Here is a 23846-nt window from a genome sequence, read left to right as displayed (position 1 = left end):
GTTTTTCCTACACTATCGGTCTGCGGCGGTAGAATAACAGCCCAGGCACCGCAAGGCCAATGGCTAAGCCTGCAATGATAAACATCGCTTTGAGGAAGTTCTCTAAACACGTCGCCACCAACTCTGGGGTGTAGCCCATATGGTTGATCTCCACCATAGCGATCATCGCTTTAAAAGCAAATACGCCCGGGACCATCGGAATCAAGGCCGCCACGGTAAACACTTTCGGATGTGCGAGCAATTTACGCGACCAGTACACCCCAATCATCCCCACTAACGTTGCGGCGAAAAACGTTGCCCACTCAATTGGAATACCAAACTTGAGCATCAAATAGCGGCTACCGTGACCAAGTGCTCCGCCGAGCGCACAATAGATCAATGCTCGAGGTGGCACGTTAAACACCAAGGCAAACCCCACTGCAGGAATGGCAGCAAAAAACATGTCATTCAACAGACCAACGAGAAGTTGTACTAAATCCATTAGCTCATCCATCCCCAAATACCAGTAATCCCCATGGCAGCGACAATGCCGAGGCTGGTCGCCAGCGTGAGCAGACTCGCCATCATAAAACGCGCAATCCCCATGTTGATATGTCCTTTTAACATATCGGCTACCGCATTAATGAGCGGAAAGCCTGGCACTAGCATCAAGACCGAGGATGCCATCACGACGGTTGGGAGATTACCAATCGAGAAATTAACCGCTTGCGCGGAAATTAAGGTGGTGACAAATGCTGTCGCTGCGAAGTTGAGCAGCGGATTGAAGTGACGATGACCAATCTCTTGGCGCACGATCATGCCACACGCAGAGGCCAAAAACGTCATCCAAAACACCGCCCAATCGCCACCAGCAAGACGAGCAAATGAGGCGCAAGAGAGGCCGATCATCGCCACCACCAGCCAACGATTGTAACGTTCAGGGCTGATGGCATTGAGTTTTTTCTGCGCCATGGAAAAATCTAAAATGCCTTTTTCCATCATGATACAGATGCGCTGAATCTCCGTAATCGCCTTCATATTGATACCACGATCCGCACAACTGCGTGTCGTGGTAATACAGTGGCCATTCTTGACCGTAGTGACCACCAACGCATTAGCCGACAGCGCCACTTCCACTTCGTTTACGCCCGACGCGATGCCAATGCGGCGCATGATATCGCCAACCAAGGTGCTTTCTGCACCATGCGCTAACAACATCTGCCCCGCCTGAGCGACCAATCGAGAAATCGCTCTCTGATTCGATGCCATAAAATATCCTAATTCCCTTTAATCACTAGCGATTTGCCAGCCAATCTAACTTACCAAAGTGCAGCAATACTGCAAAAGGTCATATTCTGCCCGAAAAGCAAGCGACCAAAAATGATGTAAATACAAAAAAGCCGCAATTGATGATTGCGGCTTACTATTTTTACCCTGAGCGATTACTCACGCACATAGATAACGTGACCGTCATCTTCTTCGTCGTCCCAATCATCCCAGTCATCTTCGGTGATCACATCGCGGCCAGCGATGGCATCTTTGTGGTAGTCATCCCACATGAAGTTCACTTTCTCTTCTTCTGAGATCTCTTCAGCCTGACGAGGCAAGGTTTCCATGTAGTCTGCCAGTTTGTAGCAAAGCTCTTTGGTGCCTAGAAGATTGATCGCTGAGATCTTGAAATATTGATCTTCCCAACCTAGCGCATCGATCACTTCTTGAATGATCTCGTCGGCTTGCTCTTCGCTCACTAAATCGACTTTGTTGAACACCAACCAACGCGGTTTATTGGCCAGTTTCTCGCTGTACTGCTCAAGCTCATCGATGATCGTCAGCGCATTTTGCACCGGATCCGATTGATCAATCGGGAAAATATCGATCATATGCAGCAGCACTCGACAGCGCTCAAGATGCTTGAGGAAGCGAATCCCTAAACCAGCCCCATCGGCTGCACCCTCTATCAGCCCTGGAATGTCGGCAACCACGAAACTTTTTTCTGGCACGACACTTACCACACCCAAACTTGGAATTAAGGTAGTGAACGGGTAATCGGCCACTTTCGGTTTTGCCGCAGAAACAGCGCGGATAAAGGTAGATTTACCTGCGTTTGGCAGCCCTAGCATGCCGACATCAGCAAGCAAAAGCAGCTCAAGGCGCAACTCACGAATTTCACCTTTAGTACCCAGCGTTTTCTGGCGTGGCGCACGGTTCACTGACGATTTAAAGCGGGTATTGCCCAAACCGTGCCAGCCACCTTTCGCTACCATCACCTTCTTACCGTGTTCAGCCACTTCGCCCACGATTTCATTGGTGTGGATGTCGACCGCGCGCGTGCCTACAGGCACACGCAGGGTAATATCTTTGCCGCGCTTACCAGTACAGTTACCACCGCCACCGTTTTGGCCGCGTTCAGCTTCGTAGAAGCGCTGGAAACGGTAATCAATCAGCGTATTTAGGTTTTCATCAGCTTGGATGTAGACATCACCGCCGTCACCACCGTCGCCGCCGTCTGGGCCGCCTTTGGTTACGAACTTTTCACGCCAGAAGCTCACCACACCGCTTCCGCCGTCGCCAGCTTGGACTTTAATTACCGCTTCATCAACGAATTTCATCTTTTACTCCGACTACTTCGCCTGTAAATCAATTTCACTACATTTTAGCAGATGACAGATCGAAGACACCGATTAAAGGTATTTTGAATATGTCGACTGCAATAAAAAACCCCACCGTAACGGCAGGGCTTTTCAATTCAGCTAGAAACCTAAATTATTCAGCTTCGATGCTTACAAATTTACGGTTTTTAGGACCTTTCACTTCGAACTTAACTTTACCGTCAGTCAAAGCGAATAGAGTGTGGTCTTTACCTAGGCCAACGTTGTTACCAGCGTGGAACTTAGTACCGCGCTGACGAACGATGATGTTACCTGCTAGAACAGATTCACCACCAAAACGCTTAACACCCAGACGTTTACTTTCTGAATCACGGCCGTTACGAGTAGAACCACCAGCTTTTTTGTGTGCCATTGTTAAACTCTCCTATTAGATTACGCGTTGATACCAGTGATCTTCACTTCCGTGAACCACTGACGGTGACCTTGTTGCTTACGAGAGTGCTTACGACGACGGAACTTAACGATTTTCACTTTATCGCCACGACCGTGTTGTACCACTTCTGCAACTACTTTACCGCCCTCAACTAGAGGAGCACCAACTTTGATGTCTTCGCCGTTAGCAACAAGCAGAACTTTATCAAATTCAACAGTTGCACCAGTTTCAACGTCTAATTTCTCTAAACGAAGAGTTTGACCTTCGCTTACACGGTGTTGTTTACCACCAGATTGGAAAACAGCGTACATATTTTACTCCGCTCTTTCCGCACAGCCTATGCATACATTTTGTGCGATAAGGGTGTGCGCTAAACTAATCATCAATAGGGCGCAGATTCTACAGAAAGGATGCCCCTATGACAAGCCATATTTTGAAAAAATTGGCGAAAAGCTAATCGCCAAAGAAAAGTGCCGCAATCATGCCTTTTAGTAATGTATTAATCAATGTTTTTTAGTGTATTATTCGAGAATTATACAAATCCTATAAGCCTTGCAGGGTCTAACTTCAGCCGGATATACAATGGATTTTAAAACTATCCAAGCGCTTACTGCCGATGACATGGCAAAAGTGAATGAAACTATTCAAGCTCAACTGAATTCTGATGTTTCTTTAATCAACCAACTTGGTTTTTATATCATCAGTGGTGGCGGTAAACGTCTCCGCCCTTTATTGGCGGTATTGTCTGCGCGTGCGTTGGGTTATCAAGGTGATGCCCACACCACAGCCGCTGCTTTTATTGAATTTATCCACACCGCGACCTTGCTTCATGACGACGTCGTGGATGAGTCGGACATGCGCCGTGGCAAAGCAACAGCAAATGCCACGTTTGGCAATGCTGCCAGCGTGCTGGTTGGTGATTTCATCTACACTCGCTCATTTCAGATGATGACAGAGCTGGGATCCATGAAGATCCTAAAGCTGATGAGCGACGCTGTTAACGTGATCGCCGAAGGCGAGGTCTTGCAATTAATGAACTGCAATGACCCCGAAACGACCGAAGAGAGCTACATGCAGGTGATCTATTCGAAAACCGCACGCTTATTTGAGGCCGCAACGCAGATCGGGGCTATTCTGACCGACGCACCAGCCGACGTTGAGACTGCGCTACAAAATTACGGCAAATACCTTGGCACGGCGTTTCAGTTAATCGACGATGTGATGGATTACACTTCCGACGGTGAAGAGATGGGTAAAAACGTCGGAGATGATCTCGCGGAAGGTAAACCCACTCTACCGCTACTGCATGCGATGCGTCACACCAGCGAAGAAAACGCTGCAATGATCCGTGAAGCGATCGAAAAGGCCAATGGCATGGAACGTCTTGATGAGATCATGGCGGCGATGTATCAGGCAGGCTCACTGGCTTACACCGAAGCCAAAGCGGTTGAAGAAGCCGACAAAGCCATCGCTGAGCTGGAGATTTTGCCGGAATCTGAGTACAAGCAGGCTTTGATCGCTTTAGCGCATATGGCGGTCAACCGCAGCAAGTAACCGTCACTAATCAAAAACCATCGTTAATCAAAAAGGAAGAATGCCAGTTCTTCCTTTTTGCCTCATTTATTCACGGCGCTCGCTGCAGGGCGACGCAGCCGCTTCAATCTCATCAAAACGCAATGCGAGCTGTTGCTGCGTCCCTGTTTTTTCCACCAAGACCATTTCCATTTCTCGATCAACGGCCAATATGGTGCCAACGCCTTGCTGACACTCCACCAACATCCCTTTGCGAATGGCGCAGGTTTCCATCGTCTCTCTCCTCTCTTGATGAAAGCGTGTTACTTTTCGCTTGGATCACTGACGATCTAACATACGCAGAAAGAGAAAAGAGGGATCAAAAAAGCCGATCGTAAAGATCGGCTTTAAAATAAAAGTGTTTGTTGGAGTGATTACTTAACGAAATCAACACCGATTTGGATGTCGCCTTGTAGCGTATCCAGCATGCCATCAAGAGCGGCTTGCTCAAATGCGCTGAGTTCGCCATATGGTAGGATCTCTTCTACGCCGTTCTTACCCAGTTTGACTGGCTGCGCGAAGAAGCTGGTATGCTCGCCATTGCCTTCGACGTATGCGTATTCAACCACTTCCTCCCCCTGAAGCGCTTTCACTAACGCAAGGCCAAAACGACATGCAGCTTGCCCCATAGAGAGAGTCGCTGAGCCGCCACCCGCTTTAGCTTCAACCACTTCAGTACCTGCGTTTTGAATACGTTTCGTCAGCGCTGCAACTTCTTCATCGGTAAATTCAACACCTTCCACCTGAGAAAGTAGCGGTAAGATGGTTACGCCTGAGTGACCACCGATAACCGGAACGCGGACTTCATTAGGGTTTTTACCTTTTAGTTCAGCGACAAAAGTTTCAGAACGAATCACATCCAGCGTGGTCACACCAAACAGTTTGCGCTTGTCATAAACGCCAGCTTTCTTGAGTACTTCAGCGGCGATTGGCACGGTTGTGTTCACTGGGTTGGTGATAATACCAACACACGCCGTTGGACAAACGACCGCAATACGTTCCGCCAGTGCTTTTACGATGCCAGCGTTGACATTAAACAGATCGGCGCGATCCATACCAGGTTTACGTGCCACACCAGCCGAGATCAGCACCACATCCGCACCTTCAAGTGCAGGAGTTGGATCTTCACCCGCGTAACCTTTGATCGAAACTGGCGTTGGAATATGGCTTAGATCCGCAGCAACACCAGGAGTAACAGGAGCAATATCGTATAGGGCTAAATCTGAACCCGCTGGCAGGCGGTTCTTCAGTAAAAGAGCTAGGGCTTGACCGATGCCACCCGCGGCACCAATAACAGCTACTTTCATTGTAGTTCTCCTTGAGAGTGATCTCTTATAAACGTTTTCGTAGGGTACTTCGTAAACATCTGTGTAGAAAACTATAGCAATCACAACTTGATTACAATCAATTAACGCTCGCTTTGCGACTTCGCGCAACTCACATATTGCGTGCCACACAAAAAAAGCAGATTATCCACACAATTTCTATGCATGACAACGAGTTAACTCTCTGTCAAAAATCAAATTACGCCATCGTCAGGCATTGAGTTATCCAAGCAGTGAATGCCACTTCGTAGAATGTTTACAGTGACATCTCTAGCAGATTACACGCCCCCTTTGGCACTTAATGAATATCTATGCGAGAATATGCAAGATGAAAATAGAATCGGAAATATTAGCTGCTATGCGCAATTCAGAAAAACAAGATAATCTCGTCCGTGCTTTTAAAGCTTTATTGAAAGAAGAACGCTTTGGCTCTCAAGGCGAGATTGTTGATGCCCTCAGAGATGAAGGTTTTGATAACATCAACCAGTCCAAAGTTTCTCGCATGCTGACCAAATTTGGCGCGGTGCGCACACGCAATGCCAAAATGGAGATGGTCTACTGTTTGCCGGCTGAACTAGGCGTTCCTACCGTCAGCAGCTCGCTACGTGAGTTAGTGTTGGATGTCGACTACAACCAAGCCTTGGTCGTTATCCATACAGGCCCTGGCGCAGCGCAGTTAATCGCACGCCTTTTGGACTCACTGGGCAAGTCGGAAGGCATTTTGGGCGTGGTGGCCGGAGACGACACCATCTTCATCACGCCGACCTTGAGCATTACCACAGAGCAGCTATTTAATTCCGTCTGCGACCTGTTTGAATACGCAGGTTAAATACCTTAGCCTGTCTCTGCTCTACTAGGCTTATGGGGAAGGGATCACCGCTCGATAGAATTTGTGATCCCTTTCACGCAATCAACGTTTTTGATTGTGACGGATTAGAGCAATTTAACTCATTGATAATTATGTGACATTACATTCAAAGCGCTCTAGTCCTCGTCAATTTGGCTAGATTTTTTAGCTACAACTTTTAACAATCGTATAATTTTCTGCCAATTATTTGTTATTATTCGGCCACTTTTTCAAACTGAAGTGTTGGAAAAGGTGCCGTTTCCCAAAAGGAAACTCCTAAAGCACATGACACAGACTTTAGGGTTGATAATGAATAAGGAAGGAACATTCATGGCATTAAAAAAACTTGTTAAAGTGGGTGCTATCGCCGCTGCTGTAATGGGTGCTGGTGCAGTAAACGCTCAAGAATTCATCACCATTGGGACAGGCTCAGTGACTGGGGTTTACTACCCAACGGGTGGTGCAATTTGTAAGCTGGTAAACAAAGGACGTAAAGATCACAATATCCGTTGTTCTGTCGAATCAACGGGGGGATCAGGTTATAACGTCAATACCATTCGTGCTGGCGAGCTCGATTTTGGCGTCGTACAGTCAGACTCTCAGTACAACGGTTACAACGGCCTTGGTGAGTTTTCCGAGTTCGGCCCTTACAAAAAGCTGCGCGCTGTTTTTTCTCTGCACACAGAACCGTTCAACATCATCGTTCGCTCTGACTCTGGTATTGAGGGCTTGAAAGATTTGGCGGGTAAACGCGTGAACATTGGTAACCCAGGTTCGGGTGACCGTGCCACTATGGGCGTGGTAATGAACGCTATGGGCTGGACCAATGAAAGCTTCAAACTGGCATCAGAGTTGAAAGGTTCTGAACGTTCACAAGCTCTGTGCGACAACAAGATCGATGCCTTCATCTACATGGTTGGTCACCCAAATGGCTCTATCAAAGAAGCCACGACGTCTTGCGATGCCAAGCTGATTTCGGCCACGGGCCCACAGATCGACAAGCTGGTTGCGGACAATCCGTACTACACTTACACCACAGTCCCAGCCGATATGTATCGTGGCACCAACACCGACGTGAAAAGCTTTGGTGTAGCGGCAACACTGGTGACATCAGCGGACGTATCCGATGCCGTTGCTTATAATGTGGCCAAAGCCGTATTTGAAGACTTTGATACCTTCAAGCGCCTTCACCCAGCATTCGCCAATCTGAAGAAAGAAGATATGGTGAAAGCGGGGATTTCTATCCCTCTACATCCAGGCGCAGTGAAATACTATAAAGAAGTGGGACTTCTGAAGTAAATTTCGCCCTAAGTTCAGGCAGGAGAACAAACTCCTGCCTTCTATTGACCACGATTCTTAGGTCAAGAGCATCATTTCGCTGCCACAAGGCTGCGCTGCAATAAAAATAATAACCATCCATGAGTCACCACACGTATCGTCCTTACCAGAGCGAGGCGTGCTGATAACTCGATACCGATAGACACCGGACCATCAATAATAAGGAAACGTACATGACGGCGAACCAAACTACGTCACAAGATGTGCAAGAAATGGTGGCACAAGCCGATACTGGCGCACGGAATCCGAATGGATTACCGGGACAAATTCTCTGGTTTGTCCCACTTTGCTGGTCACTGTTCCAGCTTTGGTATGCTTCGCCGCTGCCATTTATTTTTAATTTCGCTATTCTCAACGATACTCAGGCCCGAGCGGTTCACCTAACCTTTGCTGTTTTTCTCGCTTTTACCGCCTATCCGGCCTTAAAAAGCTCGCCACGCGATCGCATTCCTCTAGTTGACTGGTTGCTGGCGTTGGCGGGCAGCTTCTCTGCCGCGTACATCTACATTTTTTATACCGAGCTGGCAAGCCGCTCAGGAGCACCAACGACATTCGACATTATCGCATCAGTAACGGGCATGGTTTTGCTACTTGAGGCGACACGCCGAGCATTGGGTCCACCGTTGATGTTAGTCGCTGCCGTCTTTCTGCTTTACACTTTTGCTGGTCCTTACATGCCGGAAGTGATAGCCCATAAAGGCGCTAGCCTCAATAAGGCGATGTCTCACCTGTGGCTCACCACCGAAGGGGTCTTTGGTGTTGCACTTGGGGTATCGACCTCGTTCGTTTTCCTCTTTGTGCTGTTTGGCGCCATGCTAGAGCGCGCAGGGGCGGGTGCTTACTTTATTAAAGTGGCCTTTTCACTGCTCGGACACATGCGCGGCGGTCCAGCGAAAGCAGCAGTGGTCGCTTCGGGTTTGTCTGGCTTAGTTTCCGGCTCATCTATCGCCAACGTAGTGACCACTGGCACGTTCACCATTCCTTTGATGAAACGAGTAGGCTTTCCGGGTACCAAAGCCGGCGCAGTGGAAGTCGCTGCTTCAACCAACGGCCAACTTACTCCCCCGATTATGGGCGCGGCTGCGTTTTTGATGGTGGAATACGTTGGCATCTCTTATGTCGAAGTGATCAAAGCCGCCATCTTGCCTGCACTGATTTCTTACATCGCTCTGATATACATTGTTCACTTAGAAGCGTGCAAGGCAGGCATGACTGGCCTCCCACGTCGCCACAACCCAACTCTTTTACAAAGCCTGCTGTCGTTTACTGGCACGATTGTCGCCTTATGCGTCATAAGCGCTGCGGTCTACTACGGTATTGGCTGGACGAAAGATGTGTTTGGCGCGGCGGCAACACCGATTGTCATGACAGCGTTACTGATGTCATACGTTTTACTGCTCAAAGTATCAGCCAACCACAGCAAAGATGGTGCTATCGAGATCGACGCAGAGCTGACCGAAGTACCCGATCCCGGTCCAACCATCAAATCGGGGTTACATTTCCTTTTGCCTATCGTCGTACTAGTGTGGTGTTTAACGGTTGAGCGCTTTTCACCGGGTCTGTCTGCATTTTGGGCAACGGTGTTTATGATTTTCATCTTGATCACCCAGCGTCCACTAACAGCGTGGCTAACTAAGAGTGACGATCTCACTGAGCAAACCAAAGCGGGCTTTGTCGATCTTGCAGAAAGCTTGGTCTCTGGCGCGCGTAACATGATCGGCATTGGCGTTGCCACAGCGGCCGCAGGTACAGTAGTTGGCGTTGTGACCCTGACGGGTATCGGTTTAGTGATGACCGACTTTGTCGAGTTTATCTCCGGCGGCAGCGTGATCATGATGCTTGTCTTTACCGCAGTGATCAGTTTGATCCTCGGTATGGGGCTGCCCACCACGGCCAACTACATCGTGGTATCAACCTTGATGGCTCCCGTGATAGTCACACTCGGTGCGCAGCACGGTTTGATCATTCCACTGATTGCCGTTCACCTGTTCGTGTTCTACTTTGGCATTTTGGCCGACGATACGCCACCGGTCGGCTTAGCCGCATTTGCTGCCGCGGCAATCGCCAAATCCGATCCAATCCGTACGGGTATTCAAGGTTTTGCCTACGATATCCGCACCGCCATCTTGCCGTTTATGTTTGTGTTTAACACTCAACTGCTGTTGATGGGAATTGATACTTGGTGGCATTTGGCTTTGACCATCTTCTCCTCCATCACCGCGATGTTGATCTTTTCTGCGGCAACTCAAGGTTGGTGGTTTACCAAGAACAAATGGTGGGAAACTTTGCTCCTGCTAATACTGACCTTCTCGTTTTTCCGTCCTGGCTTCTGGTGGGATATGTTGTATCCCGCCAAAGTTCTTTCACCGGGAGTTGAGGTAACGCAAATCACGGCCGCACTGAATGTAGGACAATCGCTCGAACTTCGTGTTGCCGGCGAAAACCTGACTGGAGAACATGTCGAGAAAACCGTGCAACTGCCTTTTGCTGACGATGCCATCACAGCAGAAGAACGACTCAGTTCAATGGGTCTCTCTCTGATAGAGAAAGACGGGAAAATGCTGGTCGATATGGTCGAATTTGGCAGCCCAGCAGAAGCCTCTGGTATCGACTTCGATTGGGAGATTCAATCGGTGGTACAAGAGGCGGATCGGCCAATGAAAGAGTGGGTTTTCGCCCCTTGTTTGCTGATACTGCTACTGCTGGCCACCAACCAAAAACGCCGTGCTCGCAAGGAACAGATGAGCGCTTAAATTGTAGTAGCCTCGTTTTCGGGGCTATCTTTATCTCACCGTCGTCTACTGAACACACAATTAGAGATATCACCATGTACAGACAAATTCTTGTTCCTGTTGATTTAAATGACAAAGGCTTTTCAGATAAAGCGGTCGAACTGGCGGTATGGCACGCTCGCCAAGCCAATGCCGAACTGCATCTTCTCAATGTGTTACCGGGAATCCATATGTCGATGGTCTCGACGTATTTTCCCAAAGATGCGGCACAGAAAATGAAACAAGATGTAGCGCAGCAGTTGAAAGCATTTGCTAGCGAGCACATCGCTGAAGATGTGGTATACAAGGTACACGTTGCCGAAGGCAAACCATATGCAACCATTCTCGATTATGCAGAAAAACTCGGTGCGGACTTGATTATCATGCCGAGTCATAAACGTTCGAAGATCGACAAAGTGGTCCTCGGCTCTGTGGCGAGCAAAGTGGTCGAAAACTCGCCAATCAATGTCTTAGTCGTCAAACCGCAAGGCTGAATAGTTCTATCCCCCTCTCAGTTCTGCTGAGAGGGAGTATTTCCCCCCACAAGGGCTTTTCCTAGATATTCTCGCACACTCTCCCCCTCTCAACCTGAACAAATCCAAGACGAATTTAAAAAATTCAAAATTGAAACGATCCTTAAGATCCCAGGACATATCGCTCTAGAGCACGTTGATGTCTGGTTTCAAGATGAAGCCATATTTGGGCAACAAAACACAACAACACGGTTATGGGCAGAGAAAGGAACACGTCCCAGAGCCGTGAAGCAATAACAATTTGAATATGCGTATCTGTTTGGTTCTGTCTGTCCCGCGAAAGGAATTGGCGAAGCGATGATCGTTCCTTGGGTTAATAAAGAGATCATGATCGAGCATTTAAAGCAAATATCGGCAAACACTGAAAAAGGACGTCATGCCGTCATCATTATGGATGGGGCGAGTTGGCATACCAATGACATTGCAGAACCGTTTAGCAATGTCAGTATCATCAAGCTCCCGCCCTATTCCCCAGGGCTAAACCCGATGGAACAAGTGTGGAGTTGGCTCAGACAACACTCTCTTGCCAATCAGAGTTTTACCGATTATGAGGATATCGTGGAGACAGTGTGCAAGGCTTGGAATCGATTCTTGGACAGTACAGATAGGGTTAGCAAAAAGTGCACAAGAGAGTGGATTGACCTGACCAGTTAATTTTCCAGATTGGTATAAAAAAGCCCCAGTCTTTCGACTGAGGCTTTCAATGATGGCAGGGGTGGAGAGATTCGAACTCCCAACACGCGGATTTGGAATCCGCTGCTCTGCCAATTGGAGCTACACCCCTGCAGATTTGACAAAACCTTGCACGCTAGCAAGGTCTCTTTATAAGTGGCGGAGCGGACGGGACTCGAACCCGCGACCCCCGGCGTGACAGGCCGGTATTCTAACCGACTGAACTACCGCTCCGCATCAGTTAGACTGTAAGTCTGGTATCAGGCAATGCCTAATACGATATTAAAAGCCTGGCGATGTTCTACTCTCACATGGGGAAACCCCACACTACCATCGACGCTGTTTCGTTTCACTTCTGAGTTCGGGATGGAGTCAGGTGGGTCCAAAACGCTATGGTCGCCAAGCAAATTCTTTCTCTCTATTTCTAGAGAATAATCTGGAAAGCTGTTTACGTTCTTTTTAACACATTCAAGTTTTTGTTCTTGTTTTGAGTCCATCAAAACCCTTTGGGTGTTGTATGGTTAAGCCTCACGGGCAATTAGTACAGGTTAGCTCAACGCCTCACAGCGCTTATACACCCTGCCTATCAACGTTCTAGTCTCGAACAACCCTTTAGGACAGTTAAACTGTCAGGGAAGACTCATCTCAGGGCTCGCTTCCCGCTTAGATGCTTTCAGCGGTTATCGATTCCGAACTTAGCTACCGGGCAATGCGTCTGGCGACACAACCCGAACACCAGAGGTTCGTCCACTCCGGTCCTCTCGTACTAGGAGCAGCCCCCTTCAATCTTCCAACGCCCACGGCAGATAGGGACCGAACTGTCTCACGACGTTCTAAACCCAGCTCGCGTACCACTTTAAATGGCGAACAGCCATACCCTTGGGACCGACTTCAGCCCCAGGATGTGATGAGCCGACATCGAGGTGCCAAACACCGCCGTCGATATGAACTCTTGGGCGGTATCAGCCTGTTATCCCCGGAGTACCTTTTATCCGTTGAGCGATGGCCCTTCCATTCAGAACCACCGGATCACTATGACCTGCTTTCGCACCTGCTCGAACCGTCATTCTCGCAGTTAAGCGGGCTTATGCCATTGCACTAACCTCACGATGTCCAACCGTGATTAGCCCACCTTCGTGCTCCTCCGTTACTCTTTGGGAGGAGACCGCCCCAGTCAAACTACCCACCAGGCACTGTCCGCGACCCCGATGAGGGGCCAACGTTAGAACATCAAACATACAAGGGTGGTATTTCAAGGACGGCTCCAACGCAACTGGCGTCACGTCTTCAAAGCCTCCCACCTATCCTACACATGTAGGTTCAATGTTCAGTGCCAAGCTGTAGTAAAGGTTCACGGGGTCTTTCCGTCTAGCCGCGGGTACACTGCATCTTCACAGCGATTTCAATTTCACTGAGTCTCGGGTGGAGACAGCGTGGCCATCATTACGCCATTCGTGCAGGTCGGAACTTACCCGACAAGGAATTTCGCTACCTTAGGACCGTTATAGTTACGGCCGCCGTTTACCGGGGCTTCGATCAAGAGCTTCGCTTACGCTAACCCCATCAATTAACCTTCCGGCACCGGGCAGGCGTCACACCGTATACGTCATCTTGCGATTTTGCACAGTGCTGTGTTTTTAATAAACAGTTGCAGCCACCTGGTATCTGCGACTCTCGTCAGCTCCATCCGCGAGGGACTTCACCATCAAGAGCGTACCTTCTCCCGAAGTTACGGTACCATTTTGCCTAGTTCCTTCACCCGAGTTCTCTCAAGCGCCTTGGTATTCTCTACCCGACCACCTGTGTCGGTTTGGGGTACGATTCCATCAAATCTGAAGCTTAGAGGCTTTTCCTGGAAGCATGGCATCAATGACTTCACTACCGTAGTAGCTCGACGTCGTGTCTCAGCCTATCGAGTGTCCGGATTTACCTAAACACTCAGCCTACGCACTTGAACCTGGACAACCGTCGCCAGGCCCACCTAGCCTTCTCCGTCCCCCCATCGCAATTTGATCGAGTACGGGAATATTAACCCGTTTCCCATCGACTACGCCTTTCGGCCTCGCCTTAGGGGTCGACTCACCCTGCCCCGATTAACGTTGGACAGGAACCCTTGGTCTTCCGGCGGGGAGGTTTTTCACCCCCCTTGTCGTTACTCATGTCAGCATTCGCACTTCTGATACCTCCAGCATGCTTTACAACACACCTTCAACGGCTTACAGAACGCTCCCCTACCCAATGTTCCAAGAACATTGCCGCAGCTTCGGTTTACAACTTAGCCCCGTTACATCTTCCGCGCAGGCCGACTCGACTAGTGAGCTATTACGCTTTCTTTAAATGATGGCTGCTTCTAAGCCAACATCCTAGCTGTCTAAGCCTTCCCACATCGTTTCCCACTTAGCTGTAATTTGGGACCTTAGCTGGCGGTCTGGGTTGTTTCCCTCTCCACGACGGACGTTAGCACCCGCCGTGTGTCTCCCGGATAGTACTTACTGGTATTCGGAGTTTGCAAAGGGTTGGTAAGTCGGGATGACCCCCTAGCCTTAACAGTGCTCTACCCCCAGTAGTATTCGTCCGAGGCGCTACCTAAATAGCTTTCGGGGAGAACCAGCTATCTCCGAGTTTGATTGGCCTTTCACCCCTAGCCACAAGTCATCCGCTAATTTTTCAACATTAGTCGGTTCGGTCCTCCAGTTGATGTTACTCAACCTTCAACCTGCCCATGGCTAGATCACTCGGTTTCGGGTCTAATGCTAGCAACTATACGCCCAGTTAAGACTCGGTTTCCCTACGGCTCCCCTATGCGGTTAACCTTGCTACTAACATTAAGTCGCTGACCCATTATACAAAAGGTACGCAGTCACAGGACAAAGCCTGCTCCTACTGCTTGTACGTACACGGTTTCAGGTTCTATTTCACTCCCCTCACAGGGGTTCTTTTCGCCTTTCCCTCACGGTACTGGTTCACTATCGGTCAGTCAGGAGTATTTAGCCTTGGAGGATGGTCCCCCCATATTCAGACAGGATAACACGTGTCCCGCCCTACTCGATTTCACTGAACATGCGCCTATGACTACGGGACTATCACCCGGTATCGTTGGCCTTTCCAGACCATTCGTCTAACGCATATAAAGCTTAAGGGCTAATCCAATTTCGCTCGCCGCTACTTTCGGAATCTCGGTTGATTTCTTTTCCTCGGGGTACTTAGATGTTTCAGTTCTCCCGGTTCGCTTCGCTGCACTATGTATTCATGCAGCGATACTTACTTATGTAAGTGGGTTTCCCCATTCGGAAATCGGTGACTCAAGTGGCTCTTACTGCCTCATCACCGCTTATCGCAAGTTAGTACGTCCTTCATCGCCTCTGACTGCCAAGGCATCCACCGTGTACGCTTAGTCACTTAACCATACAACCCCAAAGGGTCTTCTGTTTAAACAACCAAAGTTCGCTATCTCATTATTTGAATGAGCGAGATAGCATTGATTTGCCGGACTCAATTTTGAATTGTCACTATAAGTGACATTCCCAAGAACACTTGAATGTGTTTTGTTGGTGTTTGTCATCAAGACAAACATTGAGAACTTTACAAGTAATCTATCCATGAAGATAAATTACTTTGTCAGCTTTCCAAATTGTTAAAGAGCAATAATAGCTCGAAGCATTTGCTTCAAAACCATCAATCTGTGTGAACACTCATCGCAATAATCATCGTATAAGGAGGTGATCCAGCGCCAGGTTCCCCTAGCGCTACCTTGTTACGACTTCACCCCAGTCATGAACCACAAAGTGGTGAGCGTCCTCCCCGAAAGGTTAAACTACCCACTTCTTTTGCAGCCCACTCCCATGGTGTGACGGGCGGTGTGTACAAGGCCCGGGAACGTATTCACCGTGGCATTCTGATCCACGATTACTAGCGATTCCGACTTCATGGAGTCGAGTTGCAGACTCCAATCCGGACTACGACGCACTTTTTGGGATTCGCTCACTTTCGCAAGTTGGCCGCCCTCTGTATGCGCCATTGTAGCACGTGTGTAGCCCTACTCGTAAGGGCCATGATGACTTGACGTCGTCCCCACCTTCCTCCGGTTTATCACCGGCAGTCTCCCTGGAGTTCCCGACATTACTCGCTGGCAAACAAGGATAAGGGTTGCGCTCGTTGCGGGACTTAACCCAACATTTCACAACACGAGCTGACGACAGCCATGCAGCACCTGTCTCAGAGCTCCCGAAGGCACTCCAGCGTCTCCGCCAGATTCTCTGGATGTCAAGAGTAGGTAAGGTTCTTCGCGTTGCATCGAATTAAACCACATGCTCCACCGCTTGTGCGGGCCCCCGTCAATTCATTTGAGTTTTAATCTTGCGACCGTACTCCCCAGGCGGTCTACTTAACGCGTTAGCTCCGAAAGCCACGGCTCAAGGCCACAACCTCCAAGTAGACATCGTTTACGGCGTGGACTACCAGGGTATCTAATCCTGTTTGCTCCCCACGCTTTCGCATCTGAGTGTCAGTATCTGTCCAGGGGGCCGCCTTCGCCACCGGTATTCCTTCAGATCTCTACGCATTTCACCGCTACACCTGAAATTCTACCCCCCTCTACAGTACTCTAGTTTGCCAGTTTCAAATGCAATTCCCAGGTTGAGCCCGGGGCTTTCACATCTGACTTAACAAACCACCTGCATGCGCTTTACGCCCAGTAATTCCGATTAACGCTCGCACCCTCCGTATTACCGCGGCTGCTGGCACGGAGTTAGCCGGTGCTTCTTCTGTTGCTAACGTCAAATGATGCTGCTATTCACAACACCACCTTCCTCACAACTGAAAGTGCTTTACAACCCGAAGGCCTTCTTCACACACGCGGCATGGCTGCATCAGGCTTGCGCCCATTGTGCAATATTCCCCACTGCTGCCTCCCGTAGGAGTCTGGACCGTGTCTCAGTTCCAGTGTGGCTGATCATCCTCTCAGACCAGCTAGGGATCGTCGCCTTGGTGAGCCCTTACCTCACCAACTAGCTAATCCCACCTGGGCATATCCTGACGCGAGAGGCCCGAAGGTCCCCCTCTTTGGCCCGTAGGCATCATGCGGTATTAGCCATCGTTTCCAATGGTTATCCCCCACATCAGGGCAATTTCCCAGGCATTACTCACCCGTCCGCCGCTCGCCACCCGAGAAACAAGTTTCTCTGTGCTGCCGCTCGACTTGCATGTGTTAGGCCTGCCGCCAGCGTTCAATCTGAGCCATGATCAAACTCTTCAATTAAAAGTTTTTTGAAGCTTGCGCTTCGGCTCAATGAATACTGAATAAATTGACTGTGCCGAATCTTGCGATTCGTTTTGGTCACTCAGTTCATTGATAAATCTTTTGCGATTATCATCAACGAGTGCCCACACAGATTGATAGGTTTATACTGTTAAAGAGCTTTCTTCCTACTTCAGTGATTGAGTCACCGTGGAAGAGGCGGCCATTTTAGCGAGTTAAGTGTCTGTGTCAACCACTTTTTTCAAAACTTTTTCAGGTGAACCACCTGGCTAAAACGCCTTGCTGATTTGCCTTGGTTCCTTATGGAGCCTTGCCGTGTCAGCGAGGTGGCATTATAGAGATTGCGATCACATTGGCAAGTGCTTTTTATGAAAAAATGCAAAAATAACACTTAAGTGATGAATTAACGCTCAAAGCCTTATTTATCCAATTTTACCCCAAAGATGCATACAGCTTATCCACAGAGTTATTCTTTTTAGCCATTTGATCGCGGCGAGTCTACACCACTTATATATAGAAAAAGCCGCTGACGCGGCTTTTTCTATATTGGGCAAATTAGATACCTGAGCCATCTTGCTCAGGAGATTCTTCATGCAGCCCACATTCTCGCTTCAAACCAAAGAATCGCGTTTCTTCTTCACTCATTCCCGGTTCCCACTTACGTGTGGTATGTGTATCGCCGACTGACAGGTATCCCTGATCCCAAAGCGGGTGATAAGGCAGATCGTTGTCTTTCAGGTAATAGTGGACATCTTTATTGGTCCAATCGATCACCGGAAGGAATTTGAAGACACCATTTTGTACTGCAAGAATCGGTAAGGTCGCCCGCGACTTCGATTGCTCACGGCGCAAGCCCGAGAACCAAGTGCCAACTTCAAGTTCATGCAGCGCACGGCGCATCGGTTCGACTTTATTAAGGCGGTTATATTGCTCAATCCCCGTAACCCCCTGCTCCCACAGCTTACCAAAGCGCGCTTCCTGCCACGCTGACGATATTTCTGCAGAATAGATCTTGAGATTCAGATCCAAACGCTCCGTCAGTTGATCAATAAACTGGTAGGTTTCCGGAAACAGGTAGCCTGTGTCGGTCAGGACCACTGGGACGTCTTTGTTGACTGACGTCACCAAATGAAGCATCACCGCCGCCTGAATGCCAAAGCTGGAAGAGACCGCATGAGTACCCGGCAGGTTTTCCAGCGCCCAAACGACACGCTCTTGCGCCGTTAGCGTTTCTAGATAAGCGTTAACCTCGGCCAAGCGGAGCGTTTGCTCCACCTTAGTCAATGTTAGCAACTCCGCCAAATTCGGAGCTGAGACGATCTCAGGCATAAAAGTCCCTCTTAGAAACGATCACTTCCTGAATGATGCCGCTGCGAATTGTAAAGTCGCCAAAGCCTTCACCCGCCTCACGCTCTTTCGCCCAGCGTTCCACCAGCGTATCAATTTCTTCCAGGATCTGTTTGTCGGTGATGTTCTCTTTATACATCTTCGGCACACGAGTTCCTGCGCGGTTGCCACCGAGGTGCAAGTTGTAGCGGCCAGGCGCTTTACCCACGAGACCTATTTCAGCCAGCATCGCGCGTCCACAACCGTTCGGACAGCCAGTGACACGTAAAATGATGTTCTCTTCTTTGGGCAGCGCATGTTTTTCTAAAATGCCTTCGACCTGAGTGACAAACTCCGGCAGGAAGCGTTCAGCTTCAGCCATCGCCAGTGGGCAGGTTGGGAACGCCACACACGCCATCGAATTCTTACGCTGCTCGCTAACACTGCCGTCCATCAAGCCATGTGACACTGCCAATGCTTCGATCGCGGCTTTTTTATCGGCAGGCACACCAGCAATGATCAAATTCTGGTTTGCCGTCATACGGAAATCGCCTTGGTGAATCTTAGCAATTTCCGCCACGCCAGTTTTAAGCGGCTTACCCGGGAAATCTAACAGACGGCCGTTTTCAATGAACAGTGTCAGGTGATGCTTACCATCAATGCCTTCTACCCAGCCGATGCGATCTCCGCGTTCGGTGAACTCATATGGACGGCTTTCAGTAAAAGTGACGCCTGCGCGTTTTTCCACTTCCGCTTTAAAGACATCCACGCCAACACGATCCAGAGTGTATTTGGTTTTCGCATTCTTACGGTTTGAACGGTTACCCCAATCGCGTTGTGTTGTTACCACGGCAGCAGCCACGTCTAACGTTTTATCCAGTGGAATAAAGCCGAAGTCATCCGCGCGACGCGGATAAGTCGAGGTGTCGCCATGCGTCATCGCCAGACCACCACCCACCAGCACGTTAAAACCAACGAGCTTGCCGTTGTCCGCAATCGCCACGAAGTTAAGATCGTTGGCATGCACGTCCACGTCATTTTGTGGCGGGATCACCACGGTCGTTTTGAATTTACGTGGTAAGTAGTTACTGCCCAGAATCGGTTCTTCATCGGTGGCTTCAACTTTCTCGCCATCCAGCCAGATTTCGGCATAAGCGCGCGTTTTTGGCAGCAGATGCTCACTGATTTTCTTAGCCCACTCGTACGCTTCTTGGTGCAGCTCAGACTCCACCGGGTTTGAGGTACATAGTACGTTACGGTTTACGTCACCCGCGGTCGCAATCGAATCGATACCGATGCTGTTGAGCGTCTGGTGCATCAATTTAATGTTCGGTTTCAGAACGCCATGGAACTGAAACGTCTGGCGAGTCGTCAGACGGATACTGCCATACAGCGAGTGTTCGGTCGCAAACTTATCGATCGCCAACCACTGTTTTGGCTGGATGATGCCGCCCGGCATACGAGCTCGCAGCATCACATTGTGCAGCGGCTCCAGTTTTTGTTTGGTACGTTCATTGCGAATGTCGCGGTCATCCTGCTGATACATGCCATGGAAGCGGATCAGTTGGAAGTTATCGGCGGTAAATCCGCCCGTAATGCGATCTTGCAGATCTTGTTCGATCGTACCACGTAGGAAATTACTTTCGCGCTTGAGACGTTCATTATCAGAAAGCGAGCCGAGTACTTCGCCAAGGACTTCCTGTACGTTGTTTTCAATCTTGCTGCTCATTAGTACACATCCCTCTGGTAACGTTTCGCTTTACGAAGCTCATTAAAATATTCTTCTGCTTTTTCACGTGTCAGGCCGCCTTGTTGCTGCGCGACGACGAGAAGCGCTTCATGGACATCTTTCGCCATGCGCGTTGCATCACCACAGATGTAAACGTAAGCGCCATCTTGTAGCCATTGCCATACCTGCTCAGCTTGTTCCAACACACGGTGTTGCACGTACACTTTTTCATGTTGATCACGGCTGAAGGCCACATCCAAACGCGTCAAAATTCCTGATTTGAGGTATTTCTGCCATTCCACTTGGTAGAGGAAATCTTGAGTGAAGGTGCGATCGCCAAAAAACAACCAGTTCTTACCATCGGCGCCGCGATTGTCACGCTCTTGAATAAAGCTGCGGAACGGCGCTATGCCGGTGCCCGGACCAATCATGATCACTGGCGTGGAATCGTCTTGAGGCAGTTTGAAATTGTTGTTGTGCTCGATGAACACTTTCACCGGCTCGCCTTCTTCTAGGCGTTGACCTAAATAGCTGGATGCCCCACCCTGACGCACTTCGCCATCCACATCGTATTCCACGATGCCAACCGTCAAATGTACTTCTTCATCTACTTCCGACTGGCTGGATGCGATAGAGTACAGACGTGGCGTGAGTCGACGCAGCAGAGAAATCAACTGTTCCGCCGAGAGCTTGGTTTTCTTTTCTTTTAATACATCGACAATTTGCGTGTTCGCCGCGTATTCGCGTAGCTTGTCTTTGTCTTCCACCAGCTTTTGCAGTTTCTTACTGCCAGAGAGCTCGGCAAACTTAGTGACGAACTGCGGATTCGCCCCGGTAATTTCGTATTTGCTCACCAGTGCGCTGTGCAGCGATAAACTCTCACCGTCAACTTCGACGCTTTCAACACCAGACAGCCCTACCGCCGCTGCGACCGCATTCGCTAACTGCGCACTATTTTCATACCATACGCCCAACGCATCGCCCGGTTGATATGTCAGGCCCGAGTCCGCCAAATCGATTTCGATGTGACGCACGTCTTTGCCCGAATCGCGGCCAGTGATTTTCTGGCTGGTCAGCAATGTCGCCGTGTAAGGATTTTGTTTGTTGTATTGAGAGTGAGAAGTCGCAGCGTGACCAACAGGAAGCTGAACCACTTGCGCTTGACTGCTCACCAAGGCTTCTTTGACGCTTTCTAATGCTTTAGCGCGCCATTCGGCAGCAGGCGCATCGTAGTCCACATCACAATCTACGCGATCGATAAAGCGTGTCGCGCCCAGTTTTTCAAGGAAAGCATCGAAGTCTTTACCGGTTTGACAGAAGAACTCATAGCTTGAGTCACCCAAGCCAATCACACCGTATTGCAGGTTGGGCAGTTTCGGGGCTTTTTTCGATTGCAGGAATTCATGCAGTTCCAGCGCGTTGTCCGGCGCTTCGCCTTCGCCATTGGTTGAAGCGACAAAGATCACGTGCGTTTCTTTCGCCAGATCTTTGCCTTTGTAATCACTGGCATCAAATAGTTGCACCGCAATACCAGCCGCCTGAGCTTCCTGTTCTAATGCTTCGGCCACACCTTTAGCGTTACCGGTTTGCGAAGCAAAGATAATGGTCAGCTTGCCTGCAGGTTTTGCGGCGGTCAGTGCTGCCGCCTGAGTCAAAGGGGCTGATGCGCCCAGCGTCTGAGACTGGCTGAGCCCCCAGAAATAACCGCTCACCCAAGCCATTTGCTGAGGTGAGAGTTGTGAAATCGTTTGTTGCAGCTGGTTTAGCTGCGAGTCGTTGAGTGGGCTTGCAAGCCCAGCGAGCTCTTTTGGTATGGTGTTTCCTGAAGACATTGTCACGACTTCCTTATTCATTGCGTGACGATAGATTAACCACTCCTCTTAATAACAAGAAAGAATAGATGAGCATGTTTTATAACTTTTTGGAAGTAAGGAAATGAGAGGCTAGCGGCCTTCGACTCTGACTTGCTGAAAGCCAACCGCGAGAGCGGATTTGGAAGCCTCATCCAAATCATCATAAAGACATTCACCACCATGACTATCGGTGAGCAACACAAAACCGCCACGTGCATGGCGAAACTCCACTACCCACGTTCCTTCCTGAATCGATGGCTCAATAATCGCCTCCACCAATTGCTTCTCTCTGAATAAATTCCGTAGCTCAGTAATGGTCATCTTTGCCCCTGTCTGACTATGAATTAGTTTCTCAATAAGCATGGATGAGATTGGCCGTTATGCGAGAAAAATCGCTAGAGATATAAAAAACAGATATAAAAAAAGGCCGCTTATAATTAAGTGACCTCATCTATCATCCCATTCATTCGCTTAAAGGGCATTAAAAACGGTATTGCGCGCCCAGAAACCAGCCGTTGGCAAAAATGAACGGTTTCCCCAGAGATGAAGCAAACGTGTCTGATTCCAAATCAATCACACGATATCCGGCACGCAAAGTTAACTGAGATTGCTCAAGCGGCATTTTGTACTGCATACCCGCCATCAAGTCGGTGCTCTTTATCCCTTTGCTGTCGCCAAAGTTCATTTCACCGATCACATCAAACTGAGTCTCTGGTACTGTGATTTCCGCGTAGCCGTACCAAGCCCAAATCAGTTCATCAAACGATTTTGCCTGAGCCCCGGGCGTGGCTAAGTCTAGGTATTTGCTATTGCTCAAATCGCTCACCGTGATGCCCGCATCAAAATGCAATAACTCGTGATCCAGCACTTGGTAGTAAAACGTCGCATCCAACTTATCGAAAGCCATGTAGTCGGCATCAACCGAGGAGAAGCGCAAACGCGCATTCGGCAAGTACTTGATTGGGTGCTCTAACGAAGCATACACAGTGCCTGTTGCCACCGTATCGCGCTTCACTTCGTTTACCTTGGTGCTGACGCTCCAAAACTCAGCGCCGGCGGTAAAATCAAGACCCGAGTCCGCAAGCAAAGGAAAGCTGAGAGACAAAGTGCAGGCTGCGGCCGATATTGCCAAGGTTCTAAGCATGAAACTGATACTCCGGTATAGCTAGATGAATGAGAGGTAACGCTGAGGGCGGATCCTATCACACTCTCAGCGCACACTCCGCATAAAATCACCGGACCTTACGATTTACACTTTGGTGAGGCAACCACATGCTTAAAGAACCAAATACCCACCGCTATCACAATCAACCAAGGTAATAGTTTCAAGACAAATCCGAGCATGCCCAAAAGCACCATCACCAGCAGTGCTATCGCGGTAGCGGCAAAGACAGTCATCATTGTAATGCCTGTCACCAATAAAGTTGCTGCAAAGACCAGAATAAAAATCAACTCGAACATAGCCATTCTCCTTTGTTTTTATTCGTTAGAGCAGGTTCCGTACCAAGTTTTTAAAAAGTGTAAATCAATGATATAAAAGAAAAAGCCAACCTAAAGGTTGAAAACCGTCGGTTGGCTTATTGAAAAGAATGGTGATTTTTA

18 protein-coding genes, 2 tRNA genes, 3 rRNA genes and 1 pseudogene are annotated in these 23846 nt (G+C 49.1%); 6 read left to right on the top strand and 18 right to left on the bottom strand.

Annotated features, from left to right (window positions below; genetic code table 11):
• Positions 1-7 precede the first annotated feature (7 nt).
• From EA26_RS02545 to rplU, 5 genes are all read right to left on the bottom strand, one after another.
• Complete coding sequence (locus EA26_RS02545) at positions 8-493, bottom strand: threonine/serine exporter family protein (RefSeq protein WP_081946435.1); 486 nt, start codon at positions 491-493, stop codon at positions 8-10.
• Positions 481-1248 carry a threonine/serine exporter family protein gene (locus EA26_RS02540; RefSeq protein ID WP_039423547.1) on the bottom strand — a complete coding sequence of 256 codons (768 nt, stop codon included), beginning with the start codon at positions 1246-1248 and terminating at the stop codon, positions 481-483. The genes EA26_RS02545 and EA26_RS02540 overlap by 13 nt, the downstream gene beginning before the upstream one ends.
• Positions 1249-1421: 173 nt before the next feature.
• Complete coding sequence (cgtA, locus tag EA26_RS02535; protein ID WP_039423546.1) at positions 1422-2588, bottom strand: Obg family GTPase CgtA; 1167 nt, start codon at positions 2586-2588, stop codon at positions 1422-1424.
• A gap of 154 nt (positions 2589-2742) precedes the next feature.
• Positions 2743-3000, bottom strand: coding sequence for a 50S ribosomal protein L27 (gene rpmA / locus EA26_RS02530; protein WP_004401772.1), 258 nt, complete (start codon positions 2998-3000; stop codon positions 2743-2745).
• Positions 3001-3020: 20 nt separating this feature from the next.
• Positions 3021-3332, bottom strand: a complete 312-nt coding sequence (gene rplU / locus EA26_RS02525) for a 50S ribosomal protein L21 (RefSeq protein WP_000271393.1) — start codon at positions 3330-3332, stop codon at positions 3021-3023.
• Positions 3333-3603: 271 nt separating this feature from the next.
• On the opposite strand from rplU, the gene ispB reads away from it, so the two are divergent.
• Positions 3604-4575 (top strand): octaprenyl diphosphate synthase, encoded by a 972-nt coding sequence (gene ispB / locus EA26_RS02520; protein WP_039423294.1) that lies wholly within the window; start codon positions 3604-3606, stop codon positions 4573-4575.
• A 66-nt stretch (positions 4576-4641) separates the two neighbouring features.
• Here the strand turns inward: ispB and EA26_RS02515 are convergent, their stop codons facing one another.
• Positions 4642-4827 (bottom strand): hypothetical protein, encoded by a 186-nt coding sequence (locus tag EA26_RS02515; RefSeq protein WP_039423292.1) that lies wholly within the window; start codon positions 4825-4827, stop codon positions 4642-4644.
• Between the two features lie 140 nt (positions 4828-4967).
• Positions 4968-5900 carry a malate dehydrogenase gene (gene mdh / locus EA26_RS02510; RefSeq protein ID WP_039423290.1) on the bottom strand — a complete coding sequence of 311 codons (933 nt, stop codon included), beginning with the start codon at positions 5898-5900 and terminating at the stop codon, positions 4968-4970.
• 376 nt (positions 5901-6276) lie between these two features.
• On the opposite strand from mdh, the gene argR reads away from it, so the two are divergent.
• The 5 genes and pseudogenes from argR to EA26_RS22135 form a co-directional block, all read left to right on the top strand.
• Positions 6277-6747, top strand: a complete 471-nt coding sequence (argR, locus tag EA26_RS02505; RefSeq protein ID WP_039423288.1) for a transcriptional regulator ArgR — start codon at positions 6277-6279, stop codon at positions 6745-6747.
• Positions 6748-7095: 348 nt separating this feature from the next.
• Positions 7096-8064, top strand: a complete 969-nt coding sequence (locus EA26_RS02500) for a TAXI family TRAP transporter solute-binding subunit (RefSeq protein ID WP_039423285.1) — start codon at positions 7096-7098, stop codon at positions 8062-8064.
• Positions 8065-8276: 212 nt separating this feature from the next.
• Positions 8277-10856 carry a TRAP transporter permease gene (locus EA26_RS02495; protein ID WP_039423283.1) on the top strand — a complete coding sequence of 860 codons (2580 nt, stop codon included), beginning with the start codon at positions 8277-8279 and terminating at the stop codon, positions 10854-10856.
• A gap of 74 nt (positions 10857-10930) precedes the next feature.
• Positions 10931-11368, top strand: coding sequence for a universal stress protein (locus EA26_RS02490; protein ID WP_039423279.1), 438 nt, complete (start codon positions 10931-10933; stop codon positions 11366-11368).
• A gap of 69 nt (positions 11369-11437) precedes the next feature.
• Positions 11438-12061 (top strand): annotated as a pseudogene (locus EA26_RS22135) (IS630 family transposase); the annotation flags it as partial.
• A gap of 53 nt (positions 12062-12114) precedes the next feature.
• Here EA26_RS22135 and EA26_RS02480 read toward each other — a convergent pair.
• The 11 genes from EA26_RS02480 to pspG form a co-directional block, all read right to left on the bottom strand.
• Positions 12115-12191, bottom strand: a tRNA-Trp gene (locus EA26_RS02480).
• A gap of 45 nt (positions 12192-12236) precedes the next feature.
• Positions 12237-12313, bottom strand: a tRNA-Asp gene (locus EA26_RS02475).
• 54 nt (positions 12314-12367) lie between these two features.
• Positions 12368-12483: ribosomal RNA gene (gene rrf, locus EA26_RS02470) — 5S ribosomal RNA — on the bottom strand.
• A 113-nt stretch (positions 12484-12596) separates the two neighbouring features.
• A 23S ribosomal RNA gene (locus EA26_RS02465) occupies positions 12597-15484 on the bottom strand.
• A 307-nt stretch (positions 15485-15791) separates the two neighbouring features.
• Positions 15792-17336: ribosomal RNA gene (locus EA26_RS02460) — 16S ribosomal RNA — on the bottom strand.
• Together the 16S, 23S and 5S rRNA genes with 2 tRNA genes alongside form the textbook arrangement of a ribosomal RNA operon.
• 555 nt (positions 17337-17891) lie before the next feature.
• Complete coding sequence (locus EA26_RS02455; RefSeq protein ID WP_039423277.1) at positions 17892-18665, bottom strand: phosphoadenylyl-sulfate reductase; 774 nt, start codon at positions 18663-18665, stop codon at positions 17892-17894.
• The gene (cysI, locus tag EA26_RS02450) at positions 18658-20391 is read right to left on the bottom strand and encodes an assimilatory sulfite reductase (NADPH) hemoprotein subunit (RefSeq protein WP_039423276.1); all 1734 of its coding nucleotides are present in this window, start codon (positions 20389-20391) and stop codon (positions 18658-18660) included. Before cysI ends, EA26_RS02455 begins: the two co-directional genes overlap by 8 nt.
• Complete coding sequence (locus EA26_RS02445; RefSeq protein WP_193244159.1) at positions 20391-22244, bottom strand: assimilatory sulfite reductase (NADPH) flavoprotein subunit; 1854 nt, start codon at positions 22242-22244, stop codon at positions 20391-20393. Before EA26_RS02445 ends, cysI begins: the two co-directional genes overlap by 1 nt.
• 90 nt (positions 22245-22334) lie before the next feature.
• Positions 22335-22565 (bottom strand): hypothetical protein, encoded by a 231-nt coding sequence (locus EA26_RS02440; RefSeq protein WP_039423273.1) that lies wholly within the window; start codon positions 22563-22565, stop codon positions 22335-22337.
• A 160-nt stretch (positions 22566-22725) separates the two neighbouring features.
• On the bottom strand, positions 22726-23388 hold the full coding sequence (locus EA26_RS02435; protein ID WP_039423271.1) for a TIGR04219 family outer membrane beta-barrel protein: 663 nt from the start codon (positions 23386-23388) through the stop codon (positions 22726-22728).
• A gap of 98 nt (positions 23389-23486) precedes the next feature.
• Positions 23487-23705, bottom strand: a complete 219-nt coding sequence (pspG, locus tag EA26_RS02430) for an envelope stress response protein PspG (protein ID WP_039423269.1) — start codon at positions 23703-23705, stop codon at positions 23487-23489.
• Between the last annotated feature and the right edge of the window lie 141 nt (positions 23706-23846).

This window comes from Vibrio navarrensis, assembly GCF_000764325.1.
Lineage (GTDB): Bacteria > Pseudomonadota > Gammaproteobacteria > Enterobacterales > Vibrionaceae > Vibrio > Vibrio navarrensis.
This window is presented reverse-complemented; position numbering and strand designations above follow the sequence as displayed.

Bases quoted from the DNA above. Each gene is read 5' to 3' on its own strand.
- EA26_RS02545 (WP_081946435.1), bottom strand. From the start codon at position 493: ATGGATGAGCTAATGGATTTAGTACAACTTCTCGTTGGTCTGTTGAAT.
- EA26_RS02540 (WP_039423547.1), bottom strand. From the start codon at position 1,248: ATGGCATCGAATCAGAGAGCGATTTCTCGATTGGTCGCTCAGGCGGGG.
- cgtA (WP_039423546.1), bottom strand. From the start codon at position 2,588: ATGAAATTCGTTGATGAAGCGGTAATTAAAGTCCAAGCTGGCGACGGC.
- rpmA (WP_004401772.1), bottom strand. From the start codon at position 3,000: ATGGCACACAAAAAAGCTGGTGGTTCTACTCGTAACGGCCGTGATTCA.
- rplU (WP_000271393.1), bottom strand. From the start codon at position 3,332: ATGTACGCTGTTTTCCAATCTGGTGGTAAACAACACCGTGTAAGCGAA.
- ispB (WP_039423294.1), top strand. From the start codon at position 3,604: ATGGATTTTAAAACTATCCAAGCGCTTACTGCCGATGACATGGCAAAA.
- EA26_RS02515 (WP_039423292.1), bottom strand. From the start codon at position 4,827: ATGGAAACCTGCGCCATTCGCAAAGGGATGTTGGTGGAGTGTCAGCAA.
- mdh (WP_039423290.1), bottom strand. From the start codon at position 5,900: ATGAAAGTAGCTGTTATTGGTGCCGCGGGTGGCATCGGTCAAGCCCTA.
- argR (WP_039423288.1), top strand. From the start codon at position 6,277: ATGCGCAATTCAGAAAAACAAGATAATCTCGTCCGTGCTTTTAAAGCT.
- EA26_RS02500 (WP_039423285.1), top strand. From the start codon at position 7,096: ATGGCATTAAAAAAACTTGTTAAAGTGGGTGCTATCGCCGCTGCTGTA.
- EA26_RS02495 (WP_039423283.1), top strand. From the start codon at position 8,277: ATGACGGCGAACCAAACTACGTCACAAGATGTGCAAGAAATGGTGGCA.
- EA26_RS02490 (WP_039423279.1), top strand. From the start codon at position 10,931: ATGTACAGACAAATTCTTGTTCCTGTTGATTTAAATGACAAAGGCTTT.
- EA26_RS02455 (WP_039423277.1), bottom strand. From the start codon at position 18,665: ATGCCTGAGATCGTCTCAGCTCCGAATTTGGCGGAGTTGCTAACATTG.
- cysI (WP_039423276.1), bottom strand. From the start codon at position 20,391: ATGAGCAGCAAGATTGAAAACAACGTACAGGAAGTCCTTGGCGAAGTA.
- EA26_RS02445 (WP_193244159.1), bottom strand. From the start codon at position 22,244: ATGAATAAGGAAGTCGTGACAATGTCTTCAGGAAACACCATACCAAAA.
- EA26_RS02440 (WP_039423273.1), bottom strand. From the start codon at position 22,565: ATGACCATTACTGAGCTACGGAATTTATTCAGAGAGAAGCAATTGGTG.
- EA26_RS02435 (WP_039423271.1), bottom strand. From the start codon at position 23,388: ATGCTTAGAACCTTGGCAATATCGGCCGCAGCCTGCACTTTGTCTCTC.
- pspG (WP_039423269.1), bottom strand. From the start codon at position 23,705: ATGTTCGAGTTGATTTTTATTCTGGTCTTTGCAGCAACTTTATTGGTG.